Genomic DNA, 15,782 nt, shown 5'->3' on the forward strand with positions numbered 1-15,782 from the left:
GTCGGTTTTGTAGCAAATATCTGCGGATAAGTGCTTTTCAGCGTGATGATCGGGGGCGTTCCGTTAATAAAAATAAAGAAAAATTGTTATCGATCATGATTTTGTTTACTAAACACGACTACAATAACATGCAAATAAAAAGCCGCTTTGTGGCGGGAGGAAGCCATGCCGACATCATTTCCACAACAAGAAAAATTGTTGAACCGCTTTTTTAATTATATTAGCTTCGACACCCAATCCAGACCGGAGGCGCAAAAATCGCCGAGCTCCATCGGGCAGCTGCGCCTAGCGGAACAGTTGGTGGAGGAGTTGGAATTACTGGGTTTGAGCGAAGTGAAGCTGAGCCGCCACAGTGTGGTGACCGCACTTTTGCCCTCAAATTGCGGCAGTGAAAAAACCATCGGCTTTATCGCTCATCTCGACACTTCGCCACAAATGAGCGGCAAAAATGTCAAAGCCGAATTGATCCAAGAGTATCGCGGCGGCGACATTGCGCTCGGCAAAGGCGATGAATATATCAGCCCGGTGGATTACCATTTTCTGCACCAGCTAATTGGGCATTCGCTGATTGTGACCGACGGCACCACCTTACTGGGCGCGGACAACAAAGCCGGAATTGCCGAGATTATGACCGCACTTGAGCAGTTGATTGCGTGCAAAATTCCACACGCCAATATTCGGATCGCGTTCACGCCTGACGAGGAAATCGGCTTGGGCATGGATTTTTTCCCGTTGGCGGATTTTCGCTGCGATTGGGCGTATACCGTCGACGGCGGCGAGCTGGGCGAATTGCAAAGTGAGAATTTTAATGCGGCTTCGGCAACGATTCAAATTCAAGGACATTCCACTCATCCCGGCACGGCGAAAGGCGTGTTGGTCAACGCGTTGGCGCTAGCGTGCGATTTTCATCAATCGTTGCCGAAAGACGAAGTGCCGGAAAAAACCGAACTGCGTGAGGGCTTTTTCCATTTGGATAGGCTGGAAGGCGACATCGAGCAGGTGAATATGCACTATTTGATTCGCGAGTTTGACGGCGAACGGTTCCAACAGCGCAAACAGCAGTTTCGTCAATGGGCGCAAGCATTTGCCGAGCAGCACGGCTTGCAGCAGCAGTTGCAGTGCGAGATTCAAGATCATTATCAGAATATGTATGAAGTGATCAGCCGTACACCGCAAGCGCTGGAACTGGCAAAACGCGCGATGTTGAATTGCAATATCACACCGCTGGAGCGACCGATTCGCGGCGGCACGGACGGCGCAAGGTTGGCGGAAATGGGCATTGCCTGCCCGAATTTGTTTACCGGCGGTTATAATTTTCACAGTAAATACGAACTGGCGAGCGTACAAAGTATGCAAAGTGCGGTTGATGTGTTGGTGAATATTGCGACGATGGCGCAGGGTGTGTAGAGTAGGAGGAAACTCGCACTACAAGGAGCAGCTATGCAAGCGCAATATTATATCGGTTTGATGTCGGGCACCAGTTTGGACGGAGTGGATCTGGCATTGGTGGATTTTTCCGAACCGTCAAAACCGGACTTGGTGGCTTCGGATTTTATGCCGATGCCGGACGACCTCAGGCAGCAACTGTCGTAGTTGTGTAATCGCGGCGAAACCGGCTTGCAACAACTCGGCGAACTGGATCACCGCTTGGCACTATTATATGCCGAGGTGGTGAACTGCTTTTTAGCCAAACAATCGCTCACATCACAGCAGATCACGGCGATCGGTTGCCACGGGCAAACCGTCTGGCATTCGCCGAATACTCAATATCCTTTCACCATGCAGATCGGCGACGGCAATCTATTGGCGGCAAAAACCGGCATTTGCGTGGTGGCTGATTTTCGGCGCAAAGATATGGCGTTTGGCGGACAAGGCGCACCGCTGGTGCCGGCATTTCATGAAGCGGTATTTAGCGAGTCGGATCGGCTGAATGTGGTGCTGAATATCGGCGGAATCAGCAATATTTCCTTGCTGATCCCAAATCAACCGGTGATCGGTTATGACACCGGCGCAGGCAACACGCTGTTAGACGCTTGGATCGAAAAACATCAAGCCAAACGTTACGATAAAGACGGCGCGTGGGCAAAGAGCGGTCAGGCGAATCAAGCCCTACTGGCGGCCTTGTTGGACGAACCGTTTTTTGCGTTGCCGCCGCCAAAAAGCACCGGGCGGGAACTATTTAATTTGGCGTGGTTACAGCAGAAACTGGATTCGGTTGCGCCCCTTGCCGCACAAGATGTGCAGGCGACATTGCTTGAGTTTACCGTACAGAGCATTGTGCAACAGTTGTTGCCGATAGCCGCTGCTCATGCGTTGCCATGCCGTTTATTGGTGTGTGGCGGCGGCGCGCAAAATCCGTTAATCATGCAACGCTTGACCGCACTTTTGCCGAATTGGACGGTGCAAACCACCACCAAGTGCGGTTTAAACGCCGACGATGTTGAAGCCGCCGCGTTCGCATGGTTGGCATATCGGCGCTTGAATAACCAATCCGCCAACCTGCCAAGCGTCACCGGCGCACAACGTGCCATATCGCTGGGTGCGATTTATCCGGCGGAAATGTAACTCTGGTGTGGGCTATTAGTTCACAATGTGAGTTTTTTCGCCCTCTCCGTTTACGGAGGGGGCTGCCGAAGGCTGGGGGAGGCTTGCTAGCCCACAAAACCGCACTTTGATTATTCTCTGTTGGTTGGATATTCAACTATCGGGTTTCGCCGAAGGCGACTGACTTTTTTTTGCTCGTGCAAAAAAGTCAGCAAAAAAGCACGCTCCTATTGTGCCGCTGCTCTTCGCTTACTGTGAATTTGCTTCACGGGAAATTTTTAATTCGCCCGCGTTGCGGGCAGACTCGCTGCGCTCAAACAAAAAAATTTCCCTACAAATTTCACAGCCGCTCAGGCGGCGTAGAAGGGGGGATTGAAAACCCACCCTACAGTTCTTATCAAAGTTAGATATTATTCATGAATAGATAAAGCCAAAGTGCGGTTTGATAGGAGCGTACCGCACACTCAGTGTGTGCGGTATCGACTTAATATGCACCTTGATTCCAGAATTTAGATTCCGGCGGTAGTTGCTGTTGCAGCAAGAAACGCTGTTTGGCTTTGGCGGCGGGTTGTACCACTTCGCCGGATGGTGTGCCGAAGGTGATGCCGCCTTTTAGGAACTGCTGCACGCTGCCGGTTTCGAATTCAAACCCTTTCAGTCCAAATCCGAAACTGTAACCGGAGGTGATCCAAAATTGTGAGTTTTGGCGCACCAAGTGTTTATATTGATCGCTGATAATAATACCCACCAACACCCGATCGCCCAATTCGTTCAAGCGCATTCTCTGCACCAGCCCGACTTCAATTCCACGATATTGCACCGGTGAATCAATGCTCAAATTGAACGCACTGGAGGTTTCCAACGTCAATGGCATACCGTTGGCAAATTTGGTGGCATTGCTGACTTCTTTGACTAAGCGGAAGGTTTTTGTGCTTTCGCCTTTGCCGACTTCAACATCAATATATGGCTGTAGCAGGCTGTCGATATTGGCGATGGCACCGGCGGAAATATGCGGTGAAATCAGCTTAAAGGTACTGCCTTTTTTACTGATTAATCCGTAGTAGTTCGGTTGAATCAATGCCTTGCTGGTGATCCGATTATTTTTATTATCAATATCAATCGACACCACTTCGCCGATAGTGATGCCCATATAACGGATCGGCATACCTTTGCTTAATTCCCGCGCATCGCTGGAGGTCAAGATAATCTCATTTCCGGCGGAGCGGGCGGCGATTTCCGAGCTGTACAGCTGTTTATTATTCGATGCCGCACCAAAATTCTCAAAACTGATTGCGCCTTTCAAGGTGCGCATCACCGGAGCCGCCTGAATGGTAACGCCTTTCGGGCTGATGTCGACTTGTGCCGCGCTTTCCGCCCAGAATTTACTTTTAGCGGTCAACAAATTGCGGTATTGCTTGTTGATAAACACATCAATTTGGAAATCTTTATCCGTCGGGCGCACGGCAATAATCTGCCCGACCGGGAACTGTTTATACAGCACCAACGAGCCGCTTTCGATCCCCGGCAACGCGGCGGAGGAGAGCGTGATATTCGGCGGAAGATTATTGCCGGTGATTCCGGCGGAAGCACTGCTCAGATCTTTGTATAACGGATATTGCGCTAAAGGTTCGCCTTCGCCGTGTTGATTAACGGCAACCCGAATCCCGCCTTGTAGCCATTTTTCCGGTGCGGCGGCTTCAAATTGAATGCCGTCGACGCCGATGTTCACATTTAAATTCGAGGCGGCGACAAATTGCGTGTTGGCGTAGATCAAGTTGCGGTATTCACCGGCAATCGCGATCTTAAATTCCACGCCGTCAATTGCAACGGTACGCTGAGCGATTTCACCAATCCGAATGCCGTTATAGAAAACACCTTGTCCGACATTGACATTATAAGTCTCCGGCGAGGCGAGTTTGATAACTAGGGTGTCGGCTTGACTGAGCAGCAATTCCGATTGGGTTAAAACGGTAAACTGGATTTGCGGCTCTCCGCCACCGGCAATCAGGGTGAAAAACGGACCGGCAAATAAGCGTTCTAAATTGTTTAGATTATCCGCCGCCAAGCTGTTTTCGTTGATCACGATTTTGCTATCACTGCGCAATAAGTTTGCCATATTCTCGTTGATCAAGAGCTTGCCCCGCACCGTATCACTGACGCGGTCTTCTAGATTGGCATCGAGTGCCAACAAACTGCCGACTTGGAAGTTTTGATAATAAACCGGTGTGCTGTTGACTTTTAAACCGCGAATATTCGGCAGCGTGATCTCGACTTCGATACCGCGTTGTGCCGATTTTTCATCTTTGAATAGGGTGTAGTTATCGCCGTTGACCGCACTTGGGCTGCCGTCCGGCGAATCAAAGGCGATTCCGCCGATGATCAATGAGGTGATACTGTCCATATCGACCGAAATGCCGCTCAGGCTGATGTCGGTTTGTAGCCCGCTGCTGTTCCAGAAGCGAGAATCTTTTTTCAATAAATGGCTGTATTGTTTATGAATGATTACGTCAATTTCGACTTTTTGCAGATCTTCGCGGAAACGATAATCTGAAATCGAGCCGACCGGAATTTTACGGTAATTCACCGAGGCACCGGCTGAGATTGATTCTAAATTATCTGCCAACAGGTGAACCAAAATATCGCCTTCGTCCATCTGCGCCATCGGGCCTTCGGATTCGGCAACAAATTCATCGGCGGTTTCGCCGTCGCCCGGTGAAAGCGCAATGTAGTTGCCGGAAACCAATGCGTCTAAGCCGGAAATCCCGGCGAGTGAGGCACTAGGCTGTACCAACCAGAATTTAGTATTTTCGCGCAATACGGCTTTAGCTTCGGGATTGATGCTGGCGGTTACGCGGATCTGTTTTAGATCTTCGGTAAATTGGACTTTTCTTACCACACCGATTTGCAAGCCTTGATAGCGCACCGGCGTTTTATCGGCACTGATGCCGGCACCATTGGTGAAATAAATGGTGATGGTTTCACCTTGTTCATCTAAAATTTTGGCAAACAAAGTCAAACCGATAATCAGCGCGACTATCGGCAGCAACCAAAACGGCGAAATGCTTTTTAAACGCTTCACTGTGGCACTTTGCACTTTTTTTGCTTCAGGCTTGTTGATCGCATTTGATGGCGTAGGATTATTTGGCGTGTTGCTTGTCATATAATTTCCAAAGTAAACGGCTGTCAAATTGCTCGGCGGCAATCATGGTAAGAAAAACGGCGGCACCGAAGTAAAATGCGGCGGGGCCGACTGAAAAATTAATTATTTGTCCGCGTGTCACCAATGACATCATCAGCGACAGCACGAATAAATCCAGCATCGACCAGCGTCCGACAAAATGTACCAGATGCAATAGCTTCATTTTTTTATGAATATTGCCCACTTTTTGGCGCTGAACGCTGATTAAAAGGTAAATCATGGCTAAAATTTTGCTGAATGGCACAAAGATACTGGCGACAAATACCACAAATGCCACGAAGTAACTGCCCATACCGACGAAGGTGATCACGCCCGAAATTAGGGTGTCGCCACTTGGCACGCCATTCAGATAAATATAGGAAATCGGCAGCAAATTGGCGGGAATTAACATAATAATACCGGCAATCAGCGCCGCCCAAGTGCGCTGTAGCTTGGCATTGTCATCAATATCCAACAGCGATTCGCAGCGCGGGCAATACAGCCGTCCTTTGTTGTCATGGGTTCCCTGCTGTTCGGTAAAAGTATAAGTGCATTGATGGCAATGCTTTAACGTTGCCTGATCGTCAGTGGCGGTCGGATAGCGAAACTGCGGGTAAAATTCGTTCCACAGCGCCAGCGGATTCATTTTGATAAACAGCAAAGTGGTTAAAAGTGCGGTAAACACAAAGGCTAAAAAGTAAATATCGATCGTCAACGTTGCGTATTCCCGCACTTTAAAGGCGGCGACGCCAAGGCTTACCAGATAAACATCGAGCATCACCCAAGGTTTGATATAACCCAGCATTAACAGTAAATTGCGCGGGCGGTGCTTGAAATGTTTGGCGATCCATAAAAACAGCACCAAGGCGGCAAAGCACATCGGCATGATAATTGCGCACAATAGCACCATGAACGCGGTGTAAATGTCGTTATTGGTAGCGATTTTCCAAGCCCCTTCCCAAACCGAAGCATAAACCGGCACACCGAGCAATTCGATACTCAGCAGCGGGAACGTGAAGGCGAACGGCATTAAAATCAGAATTGAAATTGCAATAATCGCACAACGGCGCAGGCTCCAACGGCTGCCGGAACGCAATTCCGCATGGCATTGCGGGCAGCAAGCGACCTGCCGTGAATGCAGACGCGGCACGCTAACCAGCGTATCGCATTCATCACAGCGCAAAAGGTGTTGCTGACTGACCCGAGATAAGATTTTAATAACGGCATTCCTGTAAAAATCGTGTTAACGGCTGATTATAATATAAAGCCGATTTGATGACTATAGCCGAGACCGGCGCGAAAAACGCGGATAATTCGTTAAAACCGCACTTTGTTATGTCGAATCACATGATTAAATGTTGTCAAGTAATCGAAAATTAGGCTAGACTATGCCCCTATCGACTGAGTTTCTCGTCGCATTTGCATTGTTTGCGCGACGAGAGTTTGATAATACGATTCAGGAATTTATAATTTCATGTTAGAACCACAATTAGAACCTGCGTTGCAGCCACAGGCGACACAACAAAAATTCAGCAACAGCAAGGAAGTGATTGCCTATCTTGCCGAAAAATTTCCGCTTTGCTTCAGCTTGGAAGGGGAAGCGAAACCGTTAAAAATCGGGATTTTCCAAGATCTTGCCAGCGCGTTAGAAGATGATGAACAACTTAGCAAAACGCAATTGCGCCATGCACTGCGCCAATATACGTCAAACTGGCGTTATTTACACGGCTGTAAATTGGGTGCTGAGCGCGTTGATTTAGACGGCAATCCGTGCGGCGCGTTGGAGCAAGAACATGTTGATCATGCCGCCGAACAGTTACAGCAAGCTAAAGCCAAAGTGGCGGAGCGCAAAGCACAAGCGCGCGCGGCAATGAAAGCGAAAAATGCTGAGAAAAACAAAGCCGACGGTGGTGCGAAAAAAGCACCGACGCAGAGAAAACCGATGCGCAACACTAAAGCGCCAGTAAGAACCGACAAAGCGGCGAATAGCGAAAATCGAGCCCGCAAACCGGCGCCGGTATTGACACCGGTCAGCGTTGAAAGTTTACAAAAAGGGCAGTTGGTGAATGTGAAATTGGCAGAGCGTGCCAACCGAGCAACGGTGTTGGATGTGATGAAAGATTCCGCCCGAGTGCAGCTGCAAAGCGGAATGTTGCTGAACGTGGCGTTTGAACATTTATATAATGCCGAATAAGCCGTTGTGACTTCCCGATTAACTGACAAAACATCGCGCCTTACCGAGGCACGATGTTTTATTGATTTCTGGTGTAGGCTAAAAATTAACCGTATTTTATTTAGGAATTGAGGATGAAAATTAATAAATTGCAATATGGGCTGTTTGCCGTGTTGTTTGCCTCTTTAACATTGATCACGCAGCCGGTGCAGGCGGTGAAAGCGAATCTGAAATATGAAGATATTCAGTTGCCGCAGGCGGGAGAGAGCCAGGCTACGGCAACTAAACGCGTGACCGCGCGCTTAACTCAATCGCACTACAGCAAATTTACACTGGATCAAGCGTTTTCAGAGAAAGTTTTTACCCGTTATCTGAATTTCCTGGATTATAACCATAATACGTTTTTACAAAGCGATGTCGATCAGCTGCGCGCCGAAGCAGGCAAAGGCTTGCAGCAAAGTTTGTATTCCGGCGATCTCACTTTAGCGTTTCAAGCCTATGAATTGATGAGCAAACGCCGCTATGAGCGTTATGCTTATCTGCTTTCGTTGCTGGATAAAGAACCGGATTTGAGCAATGACGATCAAATCGAAATTGATCGTTCCAAAATGACAACCTGGCCGAGCGACAGTGCGGAGCTCGACAAACTGTGGTTACAACGGTTCAAAAACGACGTGATTGCCGAACGTTTGAAAAACAGCAAATGGGCGGATATCAAGAAAAAGTTAACCAAACGCTATAATTTGGCGATTTTGCGTTTGAACCAAACCAAAGCGGATGATATTGCGCAGCTGTTCCTAAATGCGTTTGCGCATGAGATTGATCCGCACACCACCTATCTTTCGCCGCGCAGCGCGAAAAGTTTTACCGAGGACATGAACTTGTCGCTGGAAGGAATCGGCGCGACCTTGCAATCGGAAGACGACGAAACCGTGATCCGTTCGTTAGTGCCGGGCGCACCGGCGGAACGCAGCAAGAAATTGGCGGCAGGCGATAAAATTCTGGGCGTCGGGCAAGGCGAAAAAGGCGAGATTGAAGATATTGTCGGCTGGCGCTTAGATGACGTGGTCGATAAAATCAAAGGTAAAAAAGGCTCAACCGTACGACTGGAAATTGAACCGGCAAAAGGTGGCAAAACTCGAGTTATCAGCTTGGTGCGCGACAAAGTGCGGATCGAAGATAACGCCGCGAAATTAGAAGTTAACAACGTGAACGGCAGTGATATCGGCGTGATCAAAATTCCAGGCTTCTATTTAGGATTAACCGATGATGTGCGCAAGCTGTTAGCTCAAGCTAATGAGAAAAATGTGCAGGCGCTGATTATTGATCTGCGTGAAAACGGCGGCGGCGCACTGACCGAAGCAGTGGGATTAAGCGGACTGTTTATTTCCGACGGTCCTGTGGTGCAGGTGCGCGACGCTTATAATCGAATCCGTATTCACCAGGATCCGGATAGCGCGCAAGTTTACCAAGGCCCGTTGCTGGTGATGATCAACCGCTACAGCGCTTCGGCATCGGAAATTTTCGCCGCAGCAATGCAGGATTATCAACGCGCGATTATTTTGGGGCAGCAGACGTTCGGTAAAGGAACCGTGCAGCAGAGCCGCCCACTGAATTTTGTGTATGACATGGATCAGTCGCCATTAGGCTTTATCCAATATACGATCCAAAAATTCTACCGGATTAACGGCGGCAGCACCCAGATTAAAGGGGTGGATCCGGATATTACTTTCCCGTCATTAGTGGATGTGGATAAAATCGGCGAGAGCAGCGAAGACAATGCGCTGCCGTGGGATAAAGTGCCGGCGGCAAATTACAGCGTATTGCCGTCACAAAAAGCCGCAATTGAGTATTTAACTCCACTGCATCAAAAACGGATTGCGGAAGAGCGGGAATTTATTGCGTTAGAAAAAGAGCTGTTGATTCAAAAAGAGCGGTCTGAACGCAAATTCTTGTCGTTAAACTTGAAAAACCGCCAAGATGAAAATCGTGAAGACGAAGCTCGCCGTTTGAAAGCGTTAAATGAGCGCTTTAAAGCGGAAGGGAAAAAGCCATTGAAAAATATCGACGATTTGGCGAAAGACTACGAAGCACCGGATTTCTTTATGCGCGAAGCTGAAAAAATCGCCGCCGATTATGTCAAATTTTTGAGTGAAAACCGCTAGTTTACTCAGTCATCTCATCAGCCCGTTAAGTGATTAACGGGCTTTTTCTTAAGGAAGAAGATCAGCTTGAATCGCCAAACACTGCTTACTTACATCAGTACAAATTATGCGGTTGACGTAGAATATTTGTGGAAAACACACCCGAATTATGCGGTGTTTCGTCATTCGAACAATCGGAAATGGTTTGTGCTGATTGCCGATGTCGAACGGCACAAAATCGGATTGGAAGGCAGCGGCAGAGTCGACTTGATGAATTTAAAAGCCCCACCCGAACTAATTGATTCTCTGCGGCAGGCAAAAGGCTTTTTGCCTGCCTACCACATGAATAAAGAGCACTGGATTTCGCTGTTATTGGACGGCAGCGTGAGCGAAAGCGAGATTTTAGAATTGCTGGATTTGAGCTTTCAGCTGACAGGCTAACCGCACTTGGTTTTTCTCTCGGTTATTGCTGCTGCGGTTTAAACAGCGACAGCATAAATAAGCCCGAAGCCGCAATCACCACCGAAGGGCCTGCAGGCGTGTCGTAAAGTGCGGATAGCCCAAGCCCCAAGGTAATCGCCAGGCAACTGATCACATAACCGACCGCCGCCATCTGCTCCGGCGTGCGCGCAAAACGGCGCGCGGTTGCGGCGGGGATAATTAATAAAGAGGTAATAATTAGTGCGCCGACAAATTTCATGCTTAATGCGATAGTCAGGGCAGTCATCAGCATTAAAGTGATCTGCATTTTTCGGGTGTTGATGCCTTCCACTTGCGCCAATTCGGCACTGATAGTCGTGGCGAGTAATGGTTTCCAGAAACGGATTAAAATGCTCAGCACAATTGCCGCCCCACCGAGAATCCAGTATAAATCGTGGTAATCGACCGCCAAAATATCGCCGAACAGATAAGAAATCAGATCCACACGCACATTATCCATTAATGCAATTGCCACCACCCCGAGCGAAAGTGCGCTGTGCGCGATAATCCCCAATAGGGTATCGGCAGAGAAGGCGGTATAGTTTTCCAGCCATACCAACACAGCGGCGAGCAGCAACACCATTGCGATAATCGCAAAGTAAGGATTCACTTCCAGCCATAAGCCGAGGGCAACGCCTAATAACGAGGCGTGCGACAGGGTGTCGCCGAAGTAGGACATTTTGCGCCACACAACGAACGAGCCGAGCGGAGCGGTCAAGAGAGATAAAATCATGCCGCAGATCCACGCGGGCAAAAGAATGTCGAACATGAGTAGCGCCTTAATCGTGATGGTGACAGTGGGCGGAGGCATTGTCTGCGCTGCAACACACATCACCGTGCAAATTGTGTTTATGATTATGGTGGTGGGTGTAAAGCGCAAAATTCTGCGCGAATTGATCACCAAAATATTGAATAAATTCAGGGTGTTCTGAAACGGTTTCCGGCGTACCGGCACAGCACAAATGCTGATTAATGCACAACACCTGGTCGGTATTTGCCATCACCAAATGCAAATCGTGTGAAACCATCAGCACCGCACAGTGAATTCTGCTTTTACTTTCGCGGATAAGCTGATAAAGTTCCGCCTGTCCGGCGATATCGACGCCCTGCACCGGCTCGTCTAACACCAAGAGTTCGGGCTGGTTTAACAGCGCTCTTGCCAGTAGCACGCGCTGCATCTCGCCGCCGGAGAGCTTGTGCATACTATGTTTTGCTAGGCGCTGAATGGAGAGCCGTTGTAAAATATCGTCCAATTGTTCGCGGCAAAGCCCTTGTTTTAATGACAAAAATTTCTCAACGGTGAGCGGCAGAGTGTGATCGAGATAAATTTTCTGCGGCACATAACCGATTCGCAGCTTATTTTTGCTTTTAACCGTGCCTTGGTTAGGTTGAATCAATTTCAGTAAGACTTTTAACAGCGTTGATTTTCCGCCGCCGTTCGGCCCGACAATCGTGGTCACCGAATTAGGGTATAACCGTAGGTTAATGTTATCCAAGACGATTTTAGCATCAAAACTGACACTGATATGTTGCAGTTCGATAAGCGGTTGTTGCTGATTGTCGATCACAGTGTTTGCCTTTGGGAGCCTGTTCTAACGAGGGAAAGCCAGAATAGCAGGATAGCGGATTTTACTTAAAAGGCAAACGAAAAACGATCAGTTTTGCGATTGCTGTTTTAATCAGCAAATAAACGGGAAGGCGCGAACTTTTAGAATTGTTTGGCTGTCTCAAGACCATAGCTAACTTTGTCGGTCAGGCAGATCGGCAGCATGAAATTTTTAATACAGCGAATGTCGCGTAAGAAACGATAATAGTGAAAAGTGTTATTTTAGCCAGAGATAGAAAAAGGCGCGCCCGCAATCGAAAAATTTTGTTTTTGACAATATTCGTATTGCTATGGGCTGTTGCGCTCTATTTTCTGCTGCCTAAAGAAAGCCACGTCACGCCGGATCCGACGTTAGAACAGCTTCAAACACAAACCGAGCAGACAGAACAGTATCAACAAATTCAGCCGTCGCCGATTCCAGCCCCTGATACGCCACAAGTCGCAGCAACTGCGGAAAGCGCTGAAGAAAGCGTGAGTGCGCAAACTCAAACCGAGGCTGAAACTCCTTCTACTTCACCGCAGCCGGAACAGGCGAGCAGTGAAAGTGCGGTTGCCGCAGTGCCACACAAAGCAATTGAGGAAGATCCTAACGCCACCTCATACGATGATCAATTAAGCGAACAAGATGACGAAGTGGAACCCGGTTCGGTGGAAGAGCCGTTAGGGCAGGATACCGATTATCTGCCGGACGAGGCGCAAAGCGCATTGGATATTTTGCTGGACGTTGCCGATGAAGCGTGGCGAATCAGTAACCAGTTTAGTGAAACGGTCGTCGGCGGTCAGAAATTAAAAGATATTTTGGATCAATCCGGCTTGGAGCCGTCGGTCAGCGCTGATTTAATCAAGCAATTCCCGGACTTAAAGAACCTCAAAGCCGGGCAGCAATTCTACTGGATTTTGAACAAAGACGATCAATTACAGTATATGAATTGGCTGGTGTCCGATAAAGAGGAACGGATTTACGAGCGCCAAGCGAATGGCAGCTACAAACAACAAGTGCTGAAAAAGAAAAGCGTATGGAAAACCGAAGTGATTAAGGGGCAAATTCAAGGCTCGTTTTCCAACAGCTTGAGTCGGCATGGCGTGTCTGCGCGCCAGATTAACCAATTGGCGACCGCACTTCAATGGCAAGTCAGTATGAAAACCTTACGCAAGGGCGATAAATTTGCGATTTTAATGGATCGCGAATATTTAGGCGATAAGCTGACCGGGCAGGCGAGGGTTGATGCAATTCATATTGTTCGCGGCGGCAAGAGCTATTATGCGATTCAGGCGGCGAACGGCGCTTATTATAACGTCAACGGCGAAACCTTAGGGCGTGGCTTTGCCCGTTATCCGCTGACCCGCCAGCCGAAAATTTCGTCTCATTTCAACCCGGCACGTCGCCACCCGGTCACCAGACGAGTGAGCCCGCATAAAGGCGTGGATTTCTCGATTCCGATCGGCACGCCGATTATCGCACCGTCAGACGGTGAAGTGGTGAAAGTGGCGTATCAGGCAAACGGCGCAGGGCGTTATATCGTGTTGCAGCACGGACGCAATTATAAAACCGTGTATATGCACTTAAGCCGCGCGTTGGTTAAACCGGGGCAGCACGTGAAACGCGGCGAACGGATCGCGCTCTCCGGCAACACCGGACGATCCACGGGACCGCACTTGCACTACGAATTTCACATTAACGATCGCCCTGTCAACCCGATGACAGTCAAACTGCCGGGCAGCAACACCGGCTTACCGGCGAAAGACCGCAAAGCCTTCTTAGCCAAATCAAAAGAGGTGGTGAGAAAGCTAAAACTGTAGTAGACGGCATTTCCGCCGAGAAAATACAAATAGATTAAAGGCAACCTTTGCGGTTGCTTTTTTTAATCGGTGTTAGGTTATGTTTTTTGAGGGACTAAGCGTGATCGGCGATCGGATTATGTTCCCCCGCTTCAGCTTCTTCATCGTCAATTTGAGTTTCGGTTAACGGCTGAGGCGTTGGTATGTAATGTTGATAGTCGATGCCGACTGAAGCTTGTTCGCATAAGAGATCGTTGTCTTTATGGCGAATGTCGTCGGTGATGCGGCGGGCTTCCTCTTTTTCCACGCCTAATGCCACAAGTGCGGTTTCGCCCAGTTCAAATGCTGCCGCGGCGGTTTCGCGCACTACATTATCGACCCCTTTGTTCATCAATTCGATTTGATGACGACGGTCGAAAGCACGCACAATAAGTTGAGTATTTGGAAAGCTGGCTTGTACTAAATCAACGATGTGATCGGTGGCGTGTAGATCGTCAACACACAGCATAATCGCGCGTGCGTGTTCCGCGCCGGAGCTGTGCAGAATATCCAAGTGTGTACCGTCGCCAAAATAGATATGACGTCCGAATTTGCGCGCTTCACGAATCCGTCCCGGATCGTTGTCAATAATGGCTAGCTCAAAACCACGGCTGAGCAACGCTTGGCTGGCAATTTGCCCGAAGCGACCGAAGCCGATCACCAACACTTCGTTTTTCAAATCATGCGGCACCTCTAAGCCGTCTACGGAGATGACTTCTTGCGGCAATAAACGATCAACGGCGATCATCACCAACGGCGTGAGCGCCATGGATAAAATCACCGTGGCGGACAACAACGCATTGGATTCCGAATCCATTAGCCCGCTGGTCACGGCTGCGGCGTACAGCACAAAGGCAAACTCCCCGCCTTGTGCAAACATCGCGGTGCGCAATAACGCTTGGCGATGACAGGATTTAAACAGGCGGGCGATCAGGTAAATACCGATCGCTTTGGTTAGCATAAAAGCGAACACCGCCAGTGCGACCATTACCCAACTTTCGGCAATAATGGTCAGATCAAGCGACATTCCGACCGCAAGAAAGAATAATCCGAGCAAGATCCCTTTAAACGGCTCAATATCGGCTTCAATTTGGTGGCGATAGCTGGATTCTGACAGTAATACGCCCGCCAAAAACGCGCCCATTGCCATCGAAAGCCCGCTGACTTCCATTAAAAATGCCGAACCTAGAACAACCAGCAGTGCCGCCGCAGTCATCACTTCGCGTGCTTTTGAGGCGGCAAGAATGGCAAATAACGGATTTAGCAACCATCTTCCGGCAGCGATTAACGCCGCCAACGCACCGACGGCTAAACTAATGCTGCCCCAGTTGATGCCGCTTTCGGCGCTGTGATTCGGGCTAAGAAATGCCACCGCCGCTAACATCGGCACAATGGCTAAATCTTCTAATAATAAAATAGAGAGTGCTTGTTGTCCGCCCGGCGTATTGGCTTCGCCGCGCCCAGCCCGAAAATTTGACCGCGCATTTGCCACAATTTACTCGGGCGCATTTCCAGCCCGATAATAAACAGAAACATCACCACGCCCAGCTCGGCAAGGTGCAGAATTTGTTGCGAATCGTCAAAAAATCCGAGAATATGCGGACCGATCAGGATGCCGCCACAGAAATATCCCAAAACGGCGCCCAATCCCAAGCGTTTAAAAATCGGCACCGCCAATACTCCGGCGGTGAGCAAAATCACAACCGGCAGCAGCGGGCTAGTAGCGTGTTCGACAGCCATAATCGTTCCTTAATTCGTCAAAAATAATTGGCGTTATTCAAGCATAGTTTATCTAAAAATGCTTGGGTTTTTTGCTAAATTAAGGTGATTTTCGGTATG

The 15,782-nt window shown here is 48.9% G+C and carries 10 protein-coding genes and 2 pseudogenes; 6 read left to right on the forward strand and 6 right to left on the reverse strand.

Features of this window, described 5'->3' with window-relative positions; all coding sequences use genetic code 11:
- Positions 1 to 165: 165 nt before the first annotated feature.
- Positions 166 to 1,407: a peptidase T gene (gene pepT / locus ACUHGC_RS06080; protein WP_446834727.1), complete on the forward strand. Its 1,242-nt coding sequence runs from the start codon at positions 166 to 168 to the stop codon at positions 1,405 to 1,407.
- Between the two features lie 33 nt (positions 1,408 to 1,440).
- A pseudogene (locus ACUHGC_RS06085) lies at positions 1,441 to 2,565 on the forward strand (anhydro-N-acetylmuramic acid kinase).
- A gap of 463 nt (positions 2,566 to 3,028) precedes the next feature.
- On the opposite strand, the gene ACUHGC_RS06090 reads toward ACUHGC_RS06085, so the two are convergent.
- Both ACUHGC_RS06090 and ACUHGC_RS06095 read right to left on the reverse strand, forming a co-directional pair.
- Complete coding sequence (locus tag ACUHGC_RS06090; protein ID WP_446834728.1) at positions 3,029 to 5,704, reverse strand: MlaD family protein; 2,676 nt, start codon at positions 5,702 to 5,704, stop codon at positions 3,029 to 3,031.
- Positions 5,682 to 6,941: a PqiA/YebS family transporter subunit gene (locus ACUHGC_RS06095; protein ID WP_446834853.1), complete on the reverse strand. Its 1,260-nt coding sequence runs from the start codon at positions 6,939 to 6,941 to the stop codon at positions 5,682 to 5,684. The genes ACUHGC_RS06090 and ACUHGC_RS06095 overlap by 23 nt, the downstream gene beginning before the upstream one ends.
- Positions 6,942 to 7,196: 255 nt before the next feature.
- Between ACUHGC_RS06095 and proQ the strand changes: the two genes are divergently transcribed.
- The 3 genes from proQ (at position 7,197) to ACUHGC_RS06110 (ending at position 10,480) form a co-directional block, all read left to right on the forward strand.
- The gene (gene proQ, locus ACUHGC_RS06100; RefSeq protein ID WP_446834729.1) at positions 7,197 to 7,916 is read left to right on the forward strand and encodes an RNA chaperone ProQ; all 720 of its coding nucleotides are present in this window, start codon (positions 7,197 to 7,199) and stop codon (positions 7,914 to 7,916) included.
- A 113-nt stretch (positions 7,917 to 8,029) separates the two neighbouring features.
- Complete coding sequence (gene prc, locus ACUHGC_RS06105) at positions 8,030 to 10,060, forward strand: carboxy terminal-processing peptidase (protein ID WP_446834730.1); 2,031 nt, start codon at positions 8,030 to 8,032, stop codon at positions 10,058 to 10,060.
- A 66-nt stretch (positions 10,061 to 10,126) separates the two neighbouring features.
- Complete coding sequence (locus tag ACUHGC_RS06110; protein WP_446834731.1) at positions 10,127 to 10,480, forward strand: MmcQ/YjbR family DNA-binding protein; 354 nt, start codon at positions 10,127 to 10,129, stop codon at positions 10,478 to 10,480.
- A gap of 22 nt (positions 10,481 to 10,502) precedes the next feature.
- Here the strand turns inward: ACUHGC_RS06110 and znuB are convergent, their stop codons facing one another.
- Both znuB and znuC read right to left on the reverse strand, forming a co-directional pair.
- On the reverse strand, positions 10,503 to 11,288 hold the full coding sequence (znuB, locus tag ACUHGC_RS06115; RefSeq protein ID WP_446834732.1) for a zinc ABC transporter permease subunit ZnuB: 786 nt from the start codon (positions 11,286 to 11,288) through the stop codon (positions 10,503 to 10,505).
- A 10-nt stretch (positions 11,289 to 11,298) separates the two neighbouring features.
- The gene (gene znuC / locus ACUHGC_RS06120; RefSeq protein ID WP_446834733.1) at positions 11,299 to 12,087 is read right to left on the reverse strand and encodes a zinc ABC transporter ATP-binding protein ZnuC; all 789 of its coding nucleotides are present in this window, start codon (positions 12,085 to 12,087) and stop codon (positions 11,299 to 11,301) included.
- Positions 12,088 to 12,332: 245 nt separating this feature from the next.
- Here znuC and mepM point away from each other — a divergent pair, with 245 nt between their 5' ends.
- Positions 12,333 to 13,925, forward strand: a complete 1,593-nt coding sequence (gene mepM, locus ACUHGC_RS06125) for a murein DD-endopeptidase MepM (protein WP_446834734.1) — start codon at positions 12,333 to 12,335, stop codon at positions 13,923 to 13,925.
- A 94-nt stretch (positions 13,926 to 14,019) separates the two neighbouring features.
- Here mepM and ACUHGC_RS06130 read toward each other — a convergent pair whose 3' ends face one another.
- Together ACUHGC_RS06130 and ACUHGC_RS06135 are read right to left on the reverse strand one after the other, a co-directional pair.
- Positions 14,020 to 14,760 (reverse strand): NAD-binding protein, encoded by a 741-nt coding sequence (locus tag ACUHGC_RS06130; RefSeq protein WP_446834854.1) that lies wholly within the window; start codon positions 14,758 to 14,760, stop codon positions 14,020 to 14,022.
- Positions 14,752 to 15,683 (reverse strand): annotated as a pseudogene (locus ACUHGC_RS06135) (cation:proton antiporter domain-containing protein); the annotation flags it as partial. The pseudogene ACUHGC_RS06135 and the gene ACUHGC_RS06130, both read right to left, overlap by 9 nt.
- Positions 15,684 to 15,782: the final 99 nt, after the last annotated feature.

This window comes from Testudinibacter sp. P27/CKL/0425 (assembly GCF_052931395.1).

Coding starts and splice junctions, on each gene's coding strand:
- pepT (WP_446834727.1), top strand. CDS start 166: ATGCCGACATCATTTCCACAACAAGAAAAATTGTTGAACCGCTTTTTT.
- ACUHGC_RS06090 (WP_446834728.1), bottom strand. CDS start 5,704: ATGACAAGCAACACGCCAAATAATCCTACGCCATCAAATGCGATCAAC.
- proQ (WP_446834729.1), top strand. CDS start 7,197: ATGTTAGAACCACAATTAGAACCTGCGTTGCAGCCACAGGCGACACAA.
- prc (WP_446834730.1), top strand. CDS start 8,030: ATGAAAATTAATAAATTGCAATATGGGCTGTTTGCCGTGTTGTTTGCC.
- znuB (WP_446834732.1), bottom strand. CDS start 11,288: ATGTTCGACATTCTTTTGCCCGCGTGGATCTGCGGCATGATTTTATCT.
- ACUHGC_RS06130 (WP_446834854.1), bottom strand. CDS start 14,760: ATGGATTCGGAATCCAATGCGTTGTTGTCCGCCACGGTGATTTTATCC.